Source organism: Dactylosporangium sp. CA-233914 (genome assembly GCF_050942935.1).
Classification (GTDB): domain Bacteria; phylum Actinomycetota; class Actinomycetes; order Mycobacteriales; family Micromonosporaceae; genus Dactylosporangium.
This window is the reverse complement of sequence record NZ_CP192030.1, coordinates 5,744,350-5,762,906: the sequence shown is the minus strand read 5'-3', so window position 1 is coordinate 5,762,906 and position 18,557 is coordinate 5,744,350. Positions and strand designations below refer to the sequence as shown.

Sequence of the window (18,557 nt, the reverse complement as noted above, 5' to 3'; positions counted from 1 at the left end):
GGGCGGCGAGGCTGAGGGCATGACACAGACGCTCCCGCGAACGCCCGGGCCGGTGCGCCGGTCGGAGCGGGCCCTCGCCCCCGACCTCGCGCGCGGCGCGATGCTGCTGTTCATCGCGCTCGCCAACGCCGCCAACTTCACCTTCGCCGGCCAGCCCGGCCTCGACCCGGACCCGCACGGGCTTGCGCGGGTCGTGAACTTCTTCATGGCCACGTTCGTCGACAGCCGCGCCTACCCGGTCTTCGCCGTCATGTTCGGCTACGGCCTGGTGCAGCTGGCCCGCCGCAACCCGGACCGGGTGCTGCTGCGCCGCAACACCGCGCTCGTCGCCTTCGGCCTGGTGCACGCCGCGCTGCTGTACTTCGGCGACTTCCTCGGCGCGTACGGCATCGTGGGCATCGTCGCGACCCTGCTGCTGGTGCGCCGCGGCGACCGGGTCCACCGGGTCGTGCTGTGGCTGTGGGGCATCCAAACGGTGTACGCCCTGTTCCTGGCCGGCACCGCGATCGCCGGCGCGCACGGCGGCAGCGCCGGGATCTCCAACAGCCCCAACCCGTCGCTGGCGGCGGACACGTACGGCCGCTCGATCCTGGACCGGCTCGTCGAGTGGCCGGTGCACACCGCGACCGTCCTGCCGTTCATCGTCATCGTCTGGCTCGGCATCTGGGCCGCCCGCCGGCGCGTCCTGGAGGAGCCGGCCGCGCACCGCACCCTGCTGCGCCGCACCGCGATCGTGTCGCTGGGCATCTCGACACTGGGCGCCCTGCCCTACGCCGCGATGTGCGCGGGCCTCGTGCACGCCGACGCCGGTACCGTCGGGGCCATGGCACGAGTCCACGCCGTGACCGGCGAGTACGGCGGCCCAGGATACGTGGCCCTCTTCGGCCTCGTCGCGCTGCGGCTCGCCGGGCGCACGCCCCGCATCCTGGCTCCCGTGGTGGCGCTGGGGCAGCGCTCGCTCAGCGGGTACCTCTGGCAGTCCCTGTGCTGGGTCGCGCTGTTCTCCCCCTGGGCGCTGCACCTCGGCGGCACCTGGGCCGCCGCGCTCGCCGCGCTCGCCGTCTGGGCGGTCTCCGCGCTCGGCGCCCAGGCGATGAGCGCCCGCGGCCACCGCGGCCCGGCCGAAACCCTGCTGCGCAAGTTCGCCTACCGTTGACCCGCCCGCTGATGTGGATCGGCCTGGCCGCGGCGCCCTGCGTCGCGGCCACCGCCGTCTGGGCCGCGCTCGGCCCGTCCTCGCAGTTCTGGCCGCGTTGGGTGTACTTCGCCGTCGCGACCGTCGCCGTGGCGTGGTTCGCCCTGGCCAAGGCCCGGCGGGCGCCCCGGGACCGCCGGCTGCTCGCGGTCGCCGGGGCGTTCTGCGGCTGGCTGGCGGCCGTCGACCTCGCGGTGTGGCTGCTCAGCGGCGGCGGGTACTTCTGGCCGGCCTGGACCATGCTCGGCCTGTCCGCCCTGTTCGGCACGGCCGGGTGGGTCCACCGCCGCGAGCAGAGCCTCGCCGGCCGGGTCGCGGCCCTGACCCGCTCCCGCCGCGGCGCGCTGGAGCGCCAGGCGGCCGAGCTCAAGCGGGTCGAGCGCGACCTGCACGACGGCGCCCAGGCCCGCCTGGTCGCCCTGTCGCTGTCCCTGGGCATCGCCGGCAGCCTGGTGCGCACCGACCCGGACGCCGCGGCGAAGCTCGTCGAGGAGGCCCGCGCCACGGCGGTGGAGGCCCTGGCGGAGCTGCGCGCGGTCATGCACACCATCCACCCGGCGGTCCTGGCCGACCGCGGGCTGCGCGACGCGGTCCGCGCCCTGGCCCTGAACCTGCCGATCCCGGTGACGGTAACCGGCGAGGCGCCGGGCGGGCTGCCGCCGGCGGCGCAGACCGCCGCGTACTTCGCCATCGCCGAGTGCCTCACCAACGTCGTCAAGCACAGCACCGCCACGCGCGCGACGGTCACGTTCGCTCCCTCCCGCACGGCGCTGCGCGTCACGGTCGAGGACGACGGCCGAGGCGGCGCGGACCTCTCTGCCGGCACCGGCCTGCGCGGCATCGCCGAGCGCCTGGACGCCGTCGACGGCACCCTGCGCGTGCACAGCCCGCGGGGCGGCCCGACGACCGCCACGATCACGGTCCCCACCGAGACCCCCGCGAACGCCACCTGACCGATTCGCGACATCAGGCCACAGCGGCGCTGCAATCCGGGCGCAAGTCCGCCCGGCCTTCAATGTCGGTCACCGGTCCGCACGGGCCGGCTCCGATGGATGAAGGGAACGTCATCGTGTTGAAGAAGGCTCCGGGCCGCATCAAGCTCGACCAGCTGGCCCCGGCCGGCGTCGAGCTGCGGGAGGACGACCTGCGTCAGGTCAACGGCGGCATGGCCGGCAGCATGGTCTGCACCAAGACGGCCGGCGGCTGGTCGTGCTCCGGCGACGGCATGAACGACTGACCGAGCGGTAGTCCGTCATGACCGCGCAGATTCTCGTCCTCACGGCCGCCGGCGACGTCACCGCCGACCGGGTCACGGCGCTGCTCACCCCGCGCGGCGCCGACGTGCTGCGGCTCGACCCCGGCTCCATCCCCCTCGGGGCCCAGGTCGAGCTCGCCGCCGGCGGCACGGCTCCGGTGCGCCGGTGGCTGCGCGTCGGCGGCCGGGGCGTGGATCTGGACGGTCTGACGTGCGTGTGGCACCGGCGGCCGGCGGCGCCGGTGCCACCGCACACCGTCACCGACCCGGACGTGCGCGCGCACCTGGCCGCCGAGGTCAAGGGCTACCTCGACGGGGTATGGCGGTCGCTGGCGTGCCGGCAGGTGCCCGCGCCCCGAGACGTGATCGACCGGGCCGAGCGCAAGGCGTACCACCTCACCGTCGCCGTCGGCCTGGGGTTCACGCTGCCGCCGACGCTCATGACCGCCGACCCCGAGCGGATGCTGGACTTCCACGCCGAGCACGACGGGCGGATCATCACCAAGCCGCTGCACCGGGCGGTGCGCGGCACGCCGGAGACGCCAATGGGCCGCTACAGCGATCCGGTCACCAACCGCGATCTCGCGCACGCGGCGACGCTGCGGCACGCGCCGATGATCGTCCAGGCGTACGTGCCCAAGCGCCTCGAGGTCCGCGTGACCGTGGTCGGCGACGCCGTCTTCGCCGCCGAGATCCATTCGCAGGCGACGCAGCACACGCGGTACGACTGGCGCAGATACGACCACGCCGCCACGCCGCTGCACGTCCACCGGCTCCCCGACACCCTCGCCGCGCGCTGCGTGGACCTGGTGCACCGGCTCGGCCTGAGCTTCGGCGCCATCGACCTCATCCTGACCCCGGAGGGGCGTTACGTGTTCCTGGAGATCAACCCTACCGGGCAGTTCGACTGGCTGGAGGCGGCGACCGGGCTGCCGATCACGCAGGCCGTCGCGCGCCTGCTGCTGGACGGGGCCGTCGCATGAACGCGGTACTGCCCGAGGCGGCCACCCTCCTGCGCGCCGCCGTCACCGAGCGGGTCACGCCGGCCCAGGCCCGGCAGCGGGTCGCCGAGCTGCGCCGGCGGCACCCGGGCACGGGGCTACGGCTGCTGTGGCAGCGGGAGGAGTACGACGGCTCCCTGCACTTCGACCTGCTCGTTCGGGCCCCCGGCGACGACGGGGTCGTGTCCGTGGCGTGGTGCCCCGACGACGGGCTGCCGTGGCCGCTGCGGGGTGTGCAGCGCTCCGGCGAGCTGCTGCTGGTCCGGGTCAACGGGGTCGAGCTCGACGTCGCCGACGCGGTCGGCTTCCTCGACCTGCTGTGGCGCTCGGCGCCGCTGCGCGACCGGCTCGTCGACTCCTGCCTCGTGCGGGAGGCGCTGGACGAGGCCGGCATCGACGTCGGCGACGAGGAGCTGCAGGCGGCCGCCGACGCGTTCCGGCGCGCCCGCGGGCTGCTGACCCCGGAGGCGACCCGCGCGTGGATGGCCCGCGAGCGGCTCACCGACTGGCAGTTCGAGGAGCTCGTCGCCCACCAGGCCCGGGTCGCGACGCTGCGGCAGCGGGTCGCCGGCGACGGACCCGGCTTCGACCTGGTGACCCTGGCCCGCGTCGACGGCCTCGACCCCGCCGCGGCCGAGCGGCTGCGCGCGGCGCCGGACCTCGTGGCGGCGGCCGTGGCCGGCTTCGCGGCCGGGACCGGGCCCGCGCCGGCGTTCCAGACCGTGCCGCGCGACGAGGTCGAGGCCGGCCTGCTCGACGGCGGGCCGGTACCGGGCGTCGACGGGCTGTCCGTGGCGGTGGTCCTCGCGACGCGCCCGGCGGACCCGCAGGCCGTGTCACGGCGGCGGTTCGCGCAGTGGCTGGCGGCGCGGCGGGCGGCCGCGCGCGTCGAGTGGAACTGGGGTCCCCGTGGGTGACGGCATCTTCCTGACCGACGCGCTGCGCCGCCACGCCGAGGCCGGCCGGGTCCCGCCCGAGCGCCTCCGGCCGCTGCCGGGCTGGCTGTTCGCGTTGCTGTGGCTCGCCGCCACGCTGCTGCTGGGCGGCCTGGGCTGGGCGCTGTTCGCCCTCGATGTGGAGGCGCGACGGTGAGGCGCCGCGTCCGGGACCTGCGGCAGGTCAAGGCGGCCGACTGCGGGGCCGCGTGCCTGGCCATGGTGCTCACCCACTTCGGCCGGCCCACCGGCGTCCGCGCGATGACCGCCGAGCTCGGCGTTTCCCGCGACGGGCTCAGCGCCCTCGCCCTCGTCGAGGCGGCCGGGCGCCACGGCCTGCGCGCCCGGGCATTCTCCATGACGGCGCAGGAGCTGGCGACGGTACCGCTGCCCGCCGTGCTGTACTGGAACTTCAACCACTACGTCCTGTTGGAGCGCTGGGGCCGCCGCGCGCACCTGATCGACCCGGTCTCCGGCCGCCGCCGCCTCACCCGCGCCGAGTTCGACACCGGCTTCACCGGCGTCGTCATCGCCTTCGAGCCCGGCCCGGACTTCCGCCCCGGCCCGCCCGAGCCCGCCCCGCCGTGGCGGCGCCGCCTGCTCGCCGCGGCCGTGCGCCGCTGCCGCGGGCTGCTCGCCCAGATCGTGCTCGCCTCCGTCCTGCTGCAGGTGCTGGGGCTGGCCGTGCCGGCCCTCTCCGCGGTCCTCGTCGACCGTCTCCTGCCCGGCGGCGCCGCCGGCATGCTCGCCCCGCTCGGCCTCGCCGTCGGGGTCGCCGTCGCCGCCCAGGCGGTGCTCGGGCTGCTGCGCGCGGTGCTGCTGCTCGCCCTGCGCGCCCGCGCCGACCACGACGTCACCGGGGGCGTCGTGCGGCACCTGTTCGCCCTGCCGTACCGCTACTTCGCCGACCGCGGCAGCGGCGACCTCGTCCTGCGCACCCAGAGCGTCGCCGCCCTGCGCGAGCTGCTGTCCGGGCACGTCCTGGCGGCACTGCTCGACGCGCCGCTGATGCTCGGATACCTCGCCCTGGTCGTGTGGCGCGACCCGGCCTTCGGCGCGTGCCTCGCCGGGCTGGCCGCGCTGCAGCTGGCCCTGCTCCTGGCCACCCGCCGGCGCGTCGCCGAGCTCGCCGAGCGCGAGCTGCACGCCACCGCCAAGGCCCAGGCCGAGCTCATCGAGGCCCTCGGCGGCATCGAGACGCTCAAGGCCGCCGGGGCGGAGCAGCGGGCCGTGCGGCGCTGGGAGCACCTGTTCGCCGCCCAGCTCAACGCGGCCACCCGGCACGGGCTGACCCGCGGGGCGCTGGAGACCGGGCTGGGGGCGCTGCAGTACCTCGCCCCGGCCCTGCTGCTGCTCCTCGGCGCCCAGCGGGTCCTCGCCGGAGCCCTGTCGCTGGGCACGATGCTGGCCCTGTGCGCCCTGGCCACCGCCGCCCTCGCCCCGCTGCAGTCCATTGTGGACAACCTGCAGCAGCTGCAGCAGTCCGGCGCCCACCTCGCGCGCCTCGACGACATCCTCGACACCGAGCCCGAGCCGCCGGGCCGCACCCTGCCGCCGCCGGGCGGCCCGATCGCCGTGCGGGGCCTGGGGTTCCGGTTCGACCCGCGCGGGCCGTGGGTGCTGCGCGGCGTCGACTTCACCGTCGAGCCGGGGCAGAAGGTGGCGTTCGTGGGCCGGTCCGGGTCCGGCAAGAGCACCCTGGCCCGGCTCCTGCTCGGCCTCGACCGGCCGACCGAGGGCCGCATCCTGCACGACGGGGTGCCCGCCGACACGCTGGACCCACACGCGCTGCGGCGCCGGTTCGGGGTCGTGACTCAGGACCCGACGCTGTTCACCGGCACCGTCCGGGAGAACATCGCGCTCACCGACCCGGACGCGCCCCTGCACCGGGTCGCCGAGGCGGCGATGACCGCGGGGCTGCACGAGGAGATCGCGGCGATGCCCATGGGGTACGACACCGTGCTCGTCGACGGCGGCGGGCTCTCCGGCGGCCAGCGCCAGCGCCTCGCCCTCGCCCGGGCGCTGCTGCCCGGCCCGTCCGTGCTGCTGCTGGACGAGGCGACCAGCAACCTCGACCCGGCCACCGAGGCCCGCGTCGAGCGGCAGCTCGCCGGGCTGCCCCAGACCCGGATCGTCATCGCCCACCGCCTCAGCACCGTCCGCGACGCCGACGTCATCCACGTCCTCGACGGCGGCCGCATCGCCGAGTCCGGCACCCACGACGAGCTCATCGCCCTCGGCGGGCACTACGCGCGCATGGCGAGCCGGGCGGCCGTACCGACACCATGAGAACCGCGCTCCACGCCGACACCCGCGCGCCGGTCATCGCCTCGAACGGCTCCGCCCGCCGCCGGAACTCGCCGAGACCGGCGGCGCGGCCGGTTCCACCGGCGTGTCGGCGGTGCCGGGACCGGCCGCGAGCGCGACCAGCAAGCGCGTCGCCCGGCATCGCGCGAGCCTTCGCCACGCCTTGCCCGCCGAGCAACGCGGGTACTTGGTGTAACAGTTGCCGTCCAGCCCCAAGGCCCCGTCCGCCGCAGATCCGGGCGCCGGCCGGACCATGGGTGCTGGTCGTGTCCGGCGAGGTGCGACGTCCGGATGCTACGAGTGCTGGGTGCCGCCGGGGCCTGTACGCCGGTAAAGGCCCGCGCCTGGCGGGAGCGGTGGTGCTTCCGGTGCGGGTTCAGGCCGTTGGTGGCCGCAGTCGAGTTCGTTGCCCTCGAGGTCGGTCACCCATCCTTCAGATCCGTTGAAGTGCGCCTGTACTGAGCCGGGGTAGTACTCGACGTCGAAAGGTTCGTCGCGCCTGGTAGTGCCCGGCCAAGGCGACTCAGCGTCAGTCCGAGCCACCGTGTTGATCACGAGCGATTCGCCCGGCTTGAGCCGGTAGTCGCGGCCGTACCACTCGAGGACTACTTCGAGCAGTTCCGTGCTTCGGTTATGAACCGGCAAGCGAGCCAGGGGCACATCCACAACCGCTTCACCGCCTCGAAGAGCACACGTTCCGCCGGACACACTGGACGAAGTGCCCTGGAATTCGGAGGCCGGTACCGCCACCCTCGCCGCGCCCTCGCCGTCAGTGCCGACGAACGTCAGGTGCACTGTCATCGGCGCGACAAGATGCCCTGGAGGCGAGGGGTGCCGGTCACCAGCTGTAGCGCGCGGCGATCGGGCGGTGCACACGGACGGCGGCGTGTGCGTGCACCATTTGACATTATGGCCAGCCGTGCGGGGCAGCGGGTCCGGCTGGATTCTGGGAAAATGAATACATGGGGCAGCTGCAATTGTTGAGCAAGTCTGAATTGGCTGCCATGCGTGACCGGACCAGGTCGCGTCGTTATTCCGCGGCGAATGAGGAGTTCCGCCGGGAGCATGCCCGGCATCGCGCGTGGGGCCTCGCCCAGCGACACGCCGAGAAACTCCGCCGAATACGCGCGAGCACCCCGTCGGCAAGCGTCACCGCCGACGGCCAGGAAGGCTCAGCGAACGAACCGCCCCCGGCCCCGGCCACGCCACCGGCCAAGGCGACCGCCACGGCCTCGGCGCCACGCACGACCACGACCTCCGCACCGCGCACGGCTACGACCTCGGCACCGCGCACGACCTCGGCACCGCGCACGGCCACGACCCCGGCACCGCGCACGGCCACGGCACGGCCGCCAGCCACGACTACGACCACGACCTCGGCGCGGCGGCCGGACACGGCCGCGACGCGACCGCCCGATGCCCCAGCCACGACCTCGGCACCGCCACCGCCCATGGCCACGGCTACGGCGCGGCCGGCTGAGGCCCCAGCCAGGGCCTCGGCACCCCCAGCCAAAGACAGGGCCTCGGCGCCGCCACCGGGCGAAGCACCGCCACCGGCCGAAGCACCGCCACCGGGCGAAGCGCCCGAGCAGCCCGGGCAACCCCGCGACCGATACCGGCCCGGACGACCACGCCACAGTGCCGCACCCGACGCATGGCACCGACCAACCCGGCGCCGCCTCGCAGCGCCGGCCCGCACCCACCGCGTCAGCGCCATCCCACCGGCCCGTCGGCACAGCGCCGACACACCAGCGAGAATCCGCGCCGGCCCACCGACACGGCACCACGAAGAAATACCGGCAAGCACTCCAGAGCTGTTCCCGGGAAATGCCACGCACGCAATCCGTCAAGCCCTATCCAAACGGACCACCGACCAGAAATTCCGAGCGCCACAATAATGACGACGACGCACGAAACACGCGCGCTCATATCAAGCATGAGCGCGGATCGTTGGGTGCGCTCGCTGGCACGCCGTCCGATCCGCCAACGTCGTTCGCCGTAGCCGTAGCCGTCGCCGCTTGGCCGATCCACTCGACGCTCAACGCAACGGTGTTGCCATGCGGCCCGGACCACGACCATCGCGCAAGCCTTCGCCACGCCTGGCCCGCCGAGGAACCGCCTCACCCGCCGAGGAACCGCCTCACCCGCCACAGCGACAAGCCGGCCGAGCGGCGCCACCACGCCCAGCGGCAACAGCTTGAGCGCCGCGGCCCCGGCCGCCGGGCGCCGCGCCCGTCACGCGGCCAGGCCCGCGATCAGGGCGCCGGCCTGGACGCGGTCGAGCTCCAGACCGCGCACGTAGGCGGCCGCGTGGCGGTGGGACGGGGCGCCGTGGCGATTGTGGTGGGCGTTGGCGCGGCCGATGTGCTGGGCGGCGAGGCCCACCCGGCGGCCGATGCCGGTCACCGCGCCCCACAGCAGCGCGCCCGCCTCCCCGTCGCCGGTCAGCGTCAGGGTCCGGGCCAGCGACAGCGTCGTCACCAGCCAGGCGCTCGTCACCGGGGTGTCGGCCAGGCCTCCGGTGAGGGCGAGCGCGGCGCGGCGGGCCTCCTCGTGGCGGGCCCGGTCCAGGGCCACCTCGACGCCGAGCCAGCCGGCGACGATCGTGACCCAGCCGTAGCCGCACTCGCGGGCCATCCGGTAGGCGTCGGCGAGCCGGTCGGCCGCCGAGGGCAGGTCCCCGGCGAGGTAGGCCGCGTTCCCCGCCACCATCGCCGCCTGCGCGCCCAGGTCCGCCCAGCCGCCGGCCTCGGCGGCGCGGTACGCGCGGGCGGCGGCCGCCGCGGCGAACCCGGCGTCGCCGGAGGCGGCGGCGACGAACGACAGGCAGCACAGCGCGTCGGCGCGCAGGAGGTCGTGCCCGGCCTGCTCGGCGGCGCCGAGCGCGGCCCGGGCCCGGGCGACGGCGCCGGGCACGTCCCCGGCGATGGAGCGCAGCGCCGACAGGCCCAGGTGCGCGCGGGCGCGGGCGGCCCGCCCGGCCGCGGAGCGGTCCTGGCCGGGAGCGGCCAGCGCGGCGCCGAGCCACACGGAGCCCTCGGCGGTGGCGCCGTGGTGGAACCAGTACCACGCCACGCCCCCGGCGATGTCGACCGCGGCGGCCCCGTCGTCGCCGTCGAGGGCCCCGCGCAGGGCGGCGCGCACGTTGTCCCGCTCGGCGTCGAGGCGGCGCAGCCACTCGTCGGCGGCGTCGGTGCGCAGCGCCCCGGCCGCCTCCCCGGCGAGCCGCCGCACCCAGTCCCGGTGACGCCGCACGGCCTCGGCGCGTTCGCCGGGGTCGAGCGTCGCCACCGCGTACTGCCGCAGCGCCCCCTCCATCCGCCACCGCGGGCCCGGGGTTTCCGGCATTTCCGAGATGAGCGACCGCCCGGCGAGGCCGTCGAGGCCGTCCAGCCCGGGCGCCACCGAGGCGACCGCGTCGCGCGAGAACCCGCCCTCGAACACCGACAGCCGCCCCAGCAGCGCCACCTCGCCGGTGGTGAGCGGCGCGTCGACCGGCCCGGGGCGCCCCACCGGCGCCGCGGCGGGCGACGGCGTGGCGGGCAGCGACGCGGCGGGGGTTGGCGCGAACGGCAGCACGGGCTCGTGGCGCAGCATCGCCGCCTCGAGCGCCAGCAGCTCCGGCCCCGGGTCGACCCCGAAGCGCCCGGACAGCACGCCCCGGGCCTCCCGCAGCGTGTCCAGCGCCTCGACCTGCCGCCCGGAGCGGTACAGCGCCACGGCGAGCAGTTGCCAGACCCGCTCCCGGGCGGGGTGCTCGTGGGCGAGCCCGGTCAGCTCCGCGACGGCGCTGTCGTGCCGGCCGAGCCCGACCCGCGCGGCGGCCCGGTCGACGAGGGCCTGCACCCGCCGCTCCTCCAGCGGCCGGGCGGCCCGCATGGCGAACGGGGCGTCGGGGAAGTCCGCGTACGCGCAACCGCGCCACCACGCCAGCCCCGCGTCGAGCGCGGCCAGCGCCGCCTCGAACCGGCCGCCGGCGACGTGCTCCTGCCCCTCGGCGGCGAGGGCGGCGAACCGTTCGGCATCCAACGACCCCGGCGCCGGCCGGACCGCGTACCCGGCCCCGGCCCGCACGAGCACCCGGGCCGGCGAGCGCGGCGGCCGGTCGGGCTCCAGCGCGCGCCGCAGCCGGGCGAGGTGGCTGTGGACGGTGCCGAGCGCGCTCGGCGGCGGGTCGGCGCCCCACAGCACCTCGACGATGCGGTGGAACGGCACCTCCCGCCCGCCGGTGCTCAGCAGCAGGGCGAGCAGCATCCGGGGCCGGGGCCCGCCGATGTCGGCGGGGCGCTCGCCGATCGCCACCTCCAGGGGACCGAGCACGCCGAAGCGCGGCGCAGCCATGCACTACCTCCAGATCGGGGACATCGGACAGATGCCCGGCGCCCGCCGGCGGTTGCCCGCGGGAGGTGTCGCATGCCCGACGGCCGGTCTGGTTTGGACGGTGCCGGGCAGGGCCGCACGGCACCAAGATCCGGGACGTCGGACCCTGCCGGCGTGCGCGCGGCGGGGCCACGCTGGAGGCAGGAACGAGCAAGGAGGAACCGATGAACGGCATCGTCGTCGGATACGACGGCTCCCCCGAGTCCCGGCGGGCGGTCGGCTGGGCCGCCGCCGAGGCGCGACGCGCCGGCTGCCGCCTGCAGATCGTCACCACCTACCAGATCACCTGGCCGGGCGCCTACTACGCCGGCACCGCCGAGCAGATCGAGGCGGCCCGGGAGGCGGCCGAGAGCATCCTGGCGGCCGTCACCGAGGAGATCCGGGCCGAGTTCCGTGACGTCGACGTGATCGGCGTCTCCGCGGCCGCCCCGGCCGCGGCGACGCTGCTGGATCTCGGCGAGGCCGGCGCCCGGCTGCTCGTCGTCGGCAGCCGCGGCGTGGGCGGCCTGGCCGGCCTGCTGCTCGGCTCGGTCAGCCAGCAGGTCGCCACCCACGCCCGCGTCCCGGTCGCCGTTGTCCGCGGCCGCCCCGACCCGTCGGTCGGCCCGGTCGTCGTCGGCGTCGACGGCTCCCCGTCCGGCGACGCCGCGCTGGAGCTGGCCTTCGAGGCCGCCCGGGCGCACGGCCGGATGCTGGTCGCGATCCGCGCCGTGGAGGGGCCCGAGCCGCACGAGCACGATCAGGCCGCGCTGGCGGAGTCGCTGGCCCGATGGGTGCAGAAGTACCCGGACGTGCCGGTCGCCAGGCAGGTCGTCGCCGGCCGCGCCGCCGCCGTCCTCGTCGACGCCTCCCGCACCGCGACCCTGGTCGTGGTCGGCAGCCGCGGCCACGGCGGCTTCGCCGGGCTGCTGCTCGGCTCGGTCGGCCAGCACCTCATGCACCACGCGGACTGCCCGGTCCTCATCGCACACCAGCGCGGAACAGGAGCCTGACGATGACCCACACTCACCACGAGGTCGACGTCCACGTGCAGCTGCACCCGGGAATGGAGCCGCGCCTGCAGCGCTACGCCCGCGACAAGGTGACCGCCGTGCTCGGCCACACCGCCCGCCCGGTCCTCTTCGCCCGGGTCCGGCTGGACGCCACGGCCAACCCGGCCGCCGACCGCCCGATCACGGCCCGCGCCGAGATCGACGTCAACGGCCGCGTCCTGCACGCCGAGGCGCACGCCGACACCGGGTACGAGGCCCTCGACCTGCTCCAGGACCGCCTGCAGGCCCAGCTCGACCGCACCTGGGTCACGGCGGCCAGCCGAGCAGCCGGGCACCGAGCACCGCGGTATGCAGGGTGAACCGCTGCGTCGGCTCGCCCGGGTGGTACCCGGTCAGGTCCCTGATCCGCTCCAGCCGGTAGGTCACCGCGCGCACCGACAGGTGCAGCTGCCGCGCGGTGGCGGTGTAGTTGCCCTGCTGCTCGAAGAGCACGGCGAGCGTCTCCAGGTAGGGCCGCGCGCCGCCCCGGGCGGACTCGAGCGGCCCCAGCACCGTCGCCACCAGGTCGGTGATGGCGTCCCGGTCGCGTAGCAGCACCGGGAAGACCAGCAGGTCGGCGGCGTTGAGGACCGGCGCGGTGAAGCCCAGCTTCGCCGCGTGGTCCAGGCAGCCCCGGGCCTCGTCCAGCGAGCGGGCGAGGCCCGGGACGCCCGGGTGGGCGCGGCCGACGGCGACCTGCCACCGGTTCGCGCCCAGCTCGGCCACCAGCAGCCGGGCCAGCTCCGCCGCGATCCCCCGCAGCCCGCCGGCGCTGATGCAGACCAGCTCGCCGTCGCGCAGTGTCGTGAGCGTGTTGCCCTCGCCGAAGCGCGCGGCGAGGGCCGCGTCGACGCGCTGGGCGGCCGCCGGGGTCAGGGCCGCGGCGCGGGCCACCAGCACGACGTGGGTGGCGGAGAGGCGGATGCCGTACCGCTGGGCGCGCCCCGGTTCGACGCGGCCGCTGAGCAGGTCACCGACGAAGGCGGCGCGCTCGGTTTCGTGCCGCGCGAGCTCCGCGTGGTTCGCCCGGGTGTACCCGTCCAGCGCCGCCTCGAGGATCTGCCGCAGCGAGCTGCGGGCCGGCTCGTCCACCGTGGACGCGTCCAGCAGCCCGAGCACGAGGTCCCGCACCGGCAGCCCGTCGTCGGCGGCCCGCGCCCCGAGCCGGGCCGCCTCCCGGGTCCGCCGCCGCGGATCGGGCAGCGCGAACAGCGCCTCCTCGCCGCCCATCAGACCCCGACGTCGCGCCGGTCGAACCACAGCACCCCCGCGGCCGCGGTCACCACGGCCACGGCCACGAGCACCAGCAGCTGCACCGGGTGCCAGCCGGTGTGCAGCGGATCGGTGCCGGAGTAGTAGTGAAACGGCGAGAGCCACCGCAGCCAGTGCCAGCCGTCGAGGAGCCCGGCGAGCGCGTTGAGCATGTAGCCGGCCACCGCGATCCCGCCCCCGATCGCGAGCACCGCCCCGCGCCGCCCGGTCCCGGCCCCGGCGAGGAACGCGACCCCGGTGAAGCACCAGGCGAGCGCGACGAGCCCGGCGCACGCGGCCGAGACGTCGGACAGCGAGATGTCCATGCCCGACGCGGGCACGACCGCCAGCAGCAGCACCCACGGCACGGCCGCGACGGCGGTGACGGCCACGGCGGTGGCGGCGAGGCGCTGAGCGGCGAACGCGGCCCGCGACAGCGGTACCGTCAGCAGCAGCTCGATCCCCCCGTCCTCCTCGGGCCGGGCGATCGGGCGCGCCGACAGCGTGATGGCGCACATCAGCACCAGCAGCGGCCCGAAGAGGCTGAACACGGTCGCCTGCAGGTATCCGGCCGGCGAGGTCAGGTCGGCGATGCCGAGGAAGTCCAGCATGTCCTGCGGCAGCGCGTCCTGCTTGAGCTGCGACGCGCCCTGGAAGTTGCGGTAGAAGGCGGTGTACACCAGCGTGAACACCGCCACGCCGGCCGCCCATCCGGCCAGCGCCCGCCGGTCGTCGGCCCAGCTCTTACGCACCAGTGCGGGCAGCATCGCTGTCTCCCTCGGCGTGGTAGTAGTACGACAGGAACGTCTCCTCGAGATCGGGCTCCGCCGAGAGCAGGTCCACGACCTCGTGCCGCGCGGCCGCCTTGACGAGCGGATCGAGCTTGCCGTCGACGGTGCACCGCAGCACCGGGCCGTCGACGCTGACGTCGCCGACCCCCGGCAGGCCGCGAAACTCGCCGGCGTCCACGGGATCGCCGAAGTGGATCTCGACGGTACGCACGGCCCGCCGCCCCAGCGACTCCACCCGCTCGACCGCGGCCAGCCGCCCGGCCCGCACGATCGCGACCCGGTCCGCGGCCTGCTGTACCTCGGCGAGCACGTGCGAGGACATGAACACGGTCTGCCCGGCGGCCCGCGCGTCGCGTACGAGCCCGAGAAACTCCTGCTGCATGAGCGGGTCCAGCCCGCTCGTGGGCTCGTCCAGCACCAGCAGGTCCGGTTCGTGCATGAACGCCTGGACCAGCCCGACCTTCTGCCGGTTGCCCTTGCTCATGGCGTGCACCGGCCGGGAGAGGTCCAGCTCCAGCCGCTCGGCCAGCTCGGTGACCCGCGCCCGGGCCACGCCCCCGCGCGCCTCCGCAAAGAACCGCAGCAGCTCGCCGGCCCGCCCTCGCCCGCCGGGAAACACCAGCTCGCCCGGCAGGTACCCGATCCGCCGGTGCAGCGCCGCCCGGTCGCGCCGCGGATCGAGCCCGAGCACGACGGCCCGCCCGCCGGTGGGCCGCAGAAAGTCCAGCAACAGCCGGATGGTGGTGGTCTTCCCGGCCCCGTTCGGCCCGAGGAACCCCATCACCTCCCCGCGCCTGACCTCGAGGTCAAGCCCCTCAATGCCGCGATGCGCGCCGTAGAACTTGGTGAGCCCCTCGGCGAGCACAGCGTTTTCGCTCGTCATGGCGTCCATCCTGCGGCCCGTGCCCCGCCGCTCTCCAGGTCGGTTCCCGGACGCGATGACGGCCCTGGATTGCCGGTTCCCGGCAGCGGCGCAAAAATAGACGTCCGGATCCTGCCCGCGGGCGGGATCCGGACGTCGGCGCAGCGTCAGGCGGTGACCTCGATGACCACCTCGGCCGGCAGGCGCGGCGTGTGCGGCGGGCCGGCGTGGTCGGGGTCCGCGGTGCCGAGGCGCAGCACCAGATACGGCCAGCCCGTGTCGCCCAGCATCCGGCGCAGCGCGCTGCGGGTGAAGACCACCTCGACCGGGCTGCTCAGCGGCAGCACGGCCGCGCCGCGGGCCGTCGCGGTCAGCCACAGCTCGCTCAGGGCCTCGCCCGCGGCCAGCCAGTCGGGGCGTTCGTCGCCGTCGCCGTACAGAATCGCGTAGTTGGCGGCGGTGTCGTGGCCCTCCCCGGCGGCGAGGCTGCCGGGGATGCCGAAGTTGCGCTCGGCGACCGTCGTGCGCGGGGTCTCGGCCGGCAGGGCGGTGTCCGGGATGCCGGTGCCCTCCGGGCGCTCGCCGCCGACCCAGTCCGCGGTCTCGTCCCTCATCCGCTCGTCGTGCTGCTGCGCCTCGCCCGAGTGCTCGATCATCACCGCCAGCTGCAGCACCTGGTCGCGGTCGAGCACGTGCAGGCGGGCGCCGGCCCGGCGGGCGCTGGCGGCCAGGGCCTCCAGGGCCTCGGGCGCCACCGGCTCCTCGCTGACCACGCGCCGGTCGGTGCGCCGGACCCGCAGCAGCTGCAGGCGGTGCATGTCGTGCGGATCCGCGGGGTGATGCCCCTCCGCGTGCACGACGGCCAGGGGCGCGTCCGCCGGCGAGTCAGCACCGGCGAGCCGCTCCACCCGGCCCGTCCAGCCGGACGCGGCCAGCGCCACCAGCGCGTGGTGCAGGGCCGCGCCGCAGGACAGGATCATCAGCCGGCCGTCCGGGTCCTGCTCGCGCAGCTGCCGGTCGGGCACGGCGAAGAGCTCCATCCGCTCGCCGCGCACCACCCAGCGCCACGGCTGGGTGTTGTGCACGGACGGCGCCAGCCGGGCGGCGTCCGCCGCGGCGGCGAGGGCTTCGGTGGCGGTGGTCAAGACATGCTCCAGTCCCGCACGTCGGGCATGTCCTCGAGGTGCTCCACGACGTACGTCTCGTGCTCCGCCAGTTTACGCTCGCACCACTGCTTGAGCTCGGTGGCGCCGGGCGGGAGCCGCTTGGCGTTGTTGATGGCGTCCATGACGAGGTGATAGCGGGAGACCCGGTTGCGCACGGTCATGTCGAACGGGGTCGTGGTCGTGCCCTCCTCGACGAAGCCGCGCACCCGGAAGCGGTCCGCGTCCGGGCGGCCGTGCACCAGCTGGTGGATGGCGCCCGGGTAGCCGTGGAAGGCGAACACCACGTCGACGGTGTCGGTGAACAGCTCCGTGAACTGGGTCTCGCTCATCCCGTGCGGGTGGTCCTTGCGCCGCGGCAGGGTCATGAGGTCCACGACGTTGACGACCCGCACACGGAACTTCGGCAGCTGCTCCCGCAGGATCTGCGCGGCCGCGACGGTCTCCATGGTGACCACGTCGCCGGCGCAGGCCAGGACGATGTCGGGGTCGGTGGTGCCGTCGTCGGTGCCGGCCCACTGCCAGATGCCGGCGCCGCGGGCGCAGTGCTCGGCGGCCGCGTCCATCGACAGCCACTGCAGCTGCGGCTGCTTGTCGATGACGATGAGGTTGATGTACGAGCGGGACTTCAGGCAGTGGTCGGCGACCGACAGCAGGCAGTTGGCGTCCGGCGGCAGGTAGACCCGGGCGACGTCGCCGCGCTGGGTCAGCACCACCTGGATCAGGCCGGGGCCCTGGTGGCTGAAGCCGTTGTGGTCGTTGCGCCACGCGGTGGAGGTGAGCAGGACGTTGAGGCTCGGGACCTTGGCCCGCCAGGGCAGGCGCTTGGCCTCCTGCAGCCACTTGCCGTGCTGCACCGTCTGCGAGGCCGAGACCATCGCGAACGCCTCGTAGGTGGCGAACATGCCGTGGCGGCCCGTGAGGGTGTACCCCTCCAGCCATCCGTGGCAGTTGTGCTCCGACAGCACCTCCATGACGCGCCCGTCGCGCCCGATCGCCACGTCGGCGTCGGTGACGTGCTCGGCGAACGCCCGGTCGGAGACCTCGAAGACGGCGCCGAGCCGGTTGCTGTTGGTCTCGTCGGGGCAGAAGAGGCGGAAGCGGTCGGGGTTGTCGCGGTACAGGTCGCGCAGCAGCTCCCCGAGGCGCCGCGTGGACTCGGCGCGTTCGGTGCCGGGCTGGGCGACGTCGACGGCGTACTTGCGGAAGTCGGGGATGTCGAGGTCCCGCGTGAGCAGGCCGCCGTTGGCGTGCGGGCTGGCACTCATGCGCAGCTCGCCCTCGGGCGCGACCTCGCGGATGGCCGCCACCGGCGCGCCGGTTTCGTCGAAGAGCTCCTCGGGCCGGTAGGAGCGCAGCCAGGCCTCCAGCAGCTTGAGGTGCTCGGGGTTCTCCTTGACCCCGGCGAGGGGTACCTGGTGCGAGCGCCACGTCCCGGTCACCTGGACGCCGTCGACCTGCTCGGGGCCGGTCCAGCCCTTCGGGGTACGCATGACGATGAGCGGCCACCGCGGCCGGGAGCCGTCCCAGTCACCGCCGCGCGCGGCCTCCTGGATGTCCCGGATCTTGTTCCAGGCCTCGGCCAGCACCGCCGCGAAGCGGTGGTGCATGCCGGGCAGGTCGGCGCCCTCGATCTCGATGACGTCGTAGCCGTGGCCGGCAAGCAGCGAGCGGACCTCGGCCGGGTCCTTGCGGGCCAGCACGGTCGGACCGGCGATCTTCGCGCCGTTGAGGTGCAGGATCGGCAGCACGGCACCGTCGCGGGCCGGGTTGAGGAAGGAGATGCCCTTCCAGGAGCCTTCGAGCGGGCCGGTCTCGGCCTCGCCGTCGCCGACGACGGCGATGGCGAGCAGGTCCGGGTTGTCCATGACGGCGCCGAAGGCGTGGACGAGCACGTAGCCGAGCTCGCCGCCCTCGTGGATGGAGCCGGGGGTGGTCACCGACACGTGGCTGGGGATGCCGCCGGGCGCGGAGAACTGCCGGAACAGCCGCAGTATGCCCTCCTCGTCCTGCGACACCGCCGGGTACACCTCGCTGTAGGTGCCCTCCAGGTAGCCGGCCGCGACCAGCGCCGGGCCGCCGTGCCCGGGGCCGGCGAGGTAGATCGAGCGCTGCCCGGTCAGCTTGATCAGGCGCGACACGTGCGCGTAGACGAACGAAAGACCCGGGCTGGTCCCCCAGTGCCCGAGCAGCCGCGGCTTGATGTCATCGGCCTCGAGGCCGCGCCGCAGCAGCGGATTGCCCTGCAGGTAGATCTGACCGATCGTGAGGTAGTTGTTCGCCCGCCACCAGGCGTCCAGCTGCGCGATCTCCACGTCGCCGATCTCGGCACGCAGGCGCTGTGTCATGACCCTCTCCCGTCATCGCGGCCTTCAGTCCCACGGTG

16 protein-coding genes are annotated in these 18,557 nt (G+C 75.1%); 10 read left to right on the top strand and 6 right to left on the bottom strand.

Features of this window, described 5'->3' with window-relative positions:
* Positions 1-19 precede the first annotated feature (19 nt).
* The 8 genes from ACQPY0_RS25500 to ACQPY0_RS25465 all read left to right on the top strand — a co-directional run bounded on the left by ACQPY0_RS25500 (position 20) and on the right by ACQPY0_RS25465 (position 8,173).
* Entirely contained in the window at positions 20-1,156 is a 1,137-nt protein-coding gene (locus ACQPY0_RS25500; protein ID WP_432993437.1) for a DUF418 domain-containing protein, read from the top strand.
* 11 nt (positions 1,157-1,167) lie between these two features.
* A complete protein-coding gene (locus ACQPY0_RS25495) occupies positions 1,168-2,148 on the top strand; it encodes a sensor histidine kinase (RefSeq protein WP_432993435.1) in 981 nt (326 codons plus the stop codon).
* Positions 2,149-2,264: 116 nt separating this feature from the next.
* Positions 2,265-2,432, top strand: a complete 168-nt coding sequence (locus ACQPY0_RS25490; RefSeq protein WP_432993433.1) for a hypothetical protein — start codon at positions 2,265-2,267, stop codon at positions 2,430-2,432.
* Between the two features lie 17 nt (positions 2,433-2,449).
* A complete protein-coding gene (locus ACQPY0_RS25485) occupies positions 2,450-3,433 on the top strand; it encodes an MvdC/MvdD family ATP grasp protein (protein WP_432993431.1) in 984 nt (327 codons plus the stop codon).
* Complete coding sequence (locus tag ACQPY0_RS25480) at positions 3,430-4,368, top strand: TIGR04500 family putative peptide maturation system protein (RefSeq protein WP_432993429.1); 939 nt, start codon at positions 3,430-3,432, stop codon at positions 4,366-4,368. Before ACQPY0_RS25485 ends, ACQPY0_RS25480 begins: the two co-directional genes overlap by 4 nt.
* Positions 4,361-4,543 (top strand): hypothetical protein, encoded by a 183-nt coding sequence (locus ACQPY0_RS25475; protein ID WP_432993427.1) that lies wholly within the window; start codon positions 4,361-4,363, stop codon positions 4,541-4,543. Before ACQPY0_RS25480 ends, ACQPY0_RS25475 begins: the two co-directional genes overlap by 8 nt.
* Positions 4,540-6,675 (top strand): peptidase domain-containing ABC transporter, encoded by a 2,136-nt coding sequence (locus tag ACQPY0_RS25470; protein ID WP_432993425.1) that lies wholly within the window; start codon positions 4,540-4,542, stop codon positions 6,673-6,675. Before ACQPY0_RS25475 ends, ACQPY0_RS25470 begins: the two co-directional genes overlap by 4 nt.
* A gap of 1,099 nt (positions 6,676-7,774) precedes the next feature.
* Positions 7,775-8,173, top strand: a complete 399-nt coding sequence (locus ACQPY0_RS25465) for a hypothetical protein (RefSeq protein WP_432993423.1) — start codon at positions 7,775-7,777, stop codon at positions 8,171-8,173.
* Positions 8,174-8,928: 755 nt separating this feature from the next.
* Here the strand turns inward: ACQPY0_RS25465 and ACQPY0_RS25460 are convergent.
* Positions 8,929-11,034: a BTAD domain-containing putative transcriptional regulator gene (locus tag ACQPY0_RS25460; RefSeq protein WP_432993421.1), complete on the bottom strand. Its 2,106-nt coding sequence runs from the start codon at positions 11,032-11,034 to the stop codon at positions 8,929-8,931.
* A 203-nt stretch (positions 11,035-11,237) separates the two neighbouring features.
* On the opposite strand from ACQPY0_RS25460, the gene ACQPY0_RS25455 reads away from it, so the two are divergent.
* A complete protein-coding gene (locus tag ACQPY0_RS25455) occupies positions 11,238-12,065 on the top strand; it encodes a universal stress protein (RefSeq protein WP_432993419.1) in 828 nt (275 codons plus the stop codon).
* Positions 12,066-12,067: 2 nt separating this feature from the next.
* Positions 12,068-12,424 carry an HPF/RaiA family ribosome-associated protein gene (locus ACQPY0_RS25450; RefSeq protein WP_432993417.1) on the top strand — a complete coding sequence of 119 codons (357 nt, stop codon included), beginning with the start codon at positions 12,068-12,070 and terminating at the stop codon, positions 12,422-12,424.
* Here the strand turns inward: ACQPY0_RS25450 and ACQPY0_RS25445 are convergent.
* The 5 genes from ACQPY0_RS25445 to ACQPY0_RS25425 form a co-directional block, all read right to left on the bottom strand.
* Entirely contained in the window at positions 12,372-13,334 is a 963-nt protein-coding gene (locus tag ACQPY0_RS25445; protein ID WP_432993415.1) for a PucR family transcriptional regulator, read from the bottom strand. The two genes, ACQPY0_RS25450 and ACQPY0_RS25445, sit on opposite strands and share 53 nt — an antisense overlap.
* Positions 13,334-14,122: an ABC transporter permease subunit gene (locus ACQPY0_RS25440; protein WP_432993413.1), complete on the bottom strand. Its 789-nt coding sequence runs from the start codon at positions 14,120-14,122 to the stop codon at positions 13,334-13,336. Before ACQPY0_RS25440 ends, ACQPY0_RS25445 begins: the two co-directional genes overlap by 1 nt.
* Positions 14,100-15,029, bottom strand: a complete 930-nt coding sequence (locus tag ACQPY0_RS25435) for an ABC transporter ATP-binding protein (protein ID WP_432993411.1) — start codon at positions 15,027-15,029, stop codon at positions 14,100-14,102. Before ACQPY0_RS25435 ends, ACQPY0_RS25440 begins: the two co-directional genes overlap by 23 nt.
* Before the next feature lie 146 nt (positions 15,030-15,175).
* Positions 15,176-16,153, bottom strand: coding sequence for an Acg family FMN-binding oxidoreductase (locus tag ACQPY0_RS25430; RefSeq protein WP_432993409.1), 978 nt, complete (start codon positions 16,151-16,153; stop codon positions 15,176-15,178).
* Positions 16,150-18,519 (bottom strand): phosphoketolase family protein, encoded by a 2,370-nt coding sequence (locus tag ACQPY0_RS25425; protein WP_432993407.1) that lies wholly within the window; start codon positions 18,517-18,519, stop codon positions 16,150-16,152. Before ACQPY0_RS25425 ends, ACQPY0_RS25430 begins: the two co-directional genes overlap by 4 nt.
* Positions 18,520-18,557: the final 38 nt, after the last annotated feature.

Bases quoted from the DNA above. Each gene is read 5' to 3' on its own strand.
- ACQPY0_RS25500 (WP_432993437.1), top strand. From the start codon at position 20: ATGACACAGACGCTCCCGCGAACGCCCGGGCCGGTGCGCCGGTCGGAG.
- ACQPY0_RS25495 (WP_432993435.1), top strand. From the start codon at position 1,168: ATGTGGATCGGCCTGGCCGCGGCGCCCTGCGTCGCGGCCACCGCCGTC.
- ACQPY0_RS25485 (WP_432993431.1), top strand. From the start codon at position 2,450: ATGACCGCGCAGATTCTCGTCCTCACGGCCGCCGGCGACGTCACCGCC.
- ACQPY0_RS25480 (WP_432993429.1), top strand. From the start codon at position 3,430: ATGAACGCGGTACTGCCCGAGGCGGCCACCCTCCTGCGCGCCGCCGTC.
- ACQPY0_RS25460 (WP_432993421.1), bottom strand. From the start codon at position 11,034: ATGGCTGCGCCGCGCTTCGGCGTGCTCGGTCCCCTGGAGGTGGCGATC.
- ACQPY0_RS25455 (WP_432993419.1), top strand. From the start codon at position 11,238: ATGAACGGCATCGTCGTCGGATACGACGGCTCCCCCGAGTCCCGGCGG.
- ACQPY0_RS25450 (WP_432993417.1), top strand. From the start codon at position 12,068: ATGACCCACACTCACCACGAGGTCGACGTCCACGTGCAGCTGCACCCG.
- ACQPY0_RS25445 (WP_432993415.1), bottom strand. From the start codon at position 13,334: ATGGGCGGCGAGGAGGCGCTGTTCGCGCTGCCCGATCCGCGGCGGCGG.
- ACQPY0_RS25440 (WP_432993413.1), bottom strand. From the start codon at position 14,122: ATGCTGCCCGCACTGGTGCGTAAGAGCTGGGCCGACGACCGGCGGGCG.
- ACQPY0_RS25435 (WP_432993411.1), bottom strand. From the start codon at position 15,029: ATGACGAGCGAAAACGCTGTGCTCGCCGAGGGGCTCACCAAGTTCTAC.
- ACQPY0_RS25425 (WP_432993407.1), bottom strand. From the start codon at position 18,519: ATGACACAGCGCCTGCGTGCCGAGATCGGCGACGTGGAGATCGCGCAG.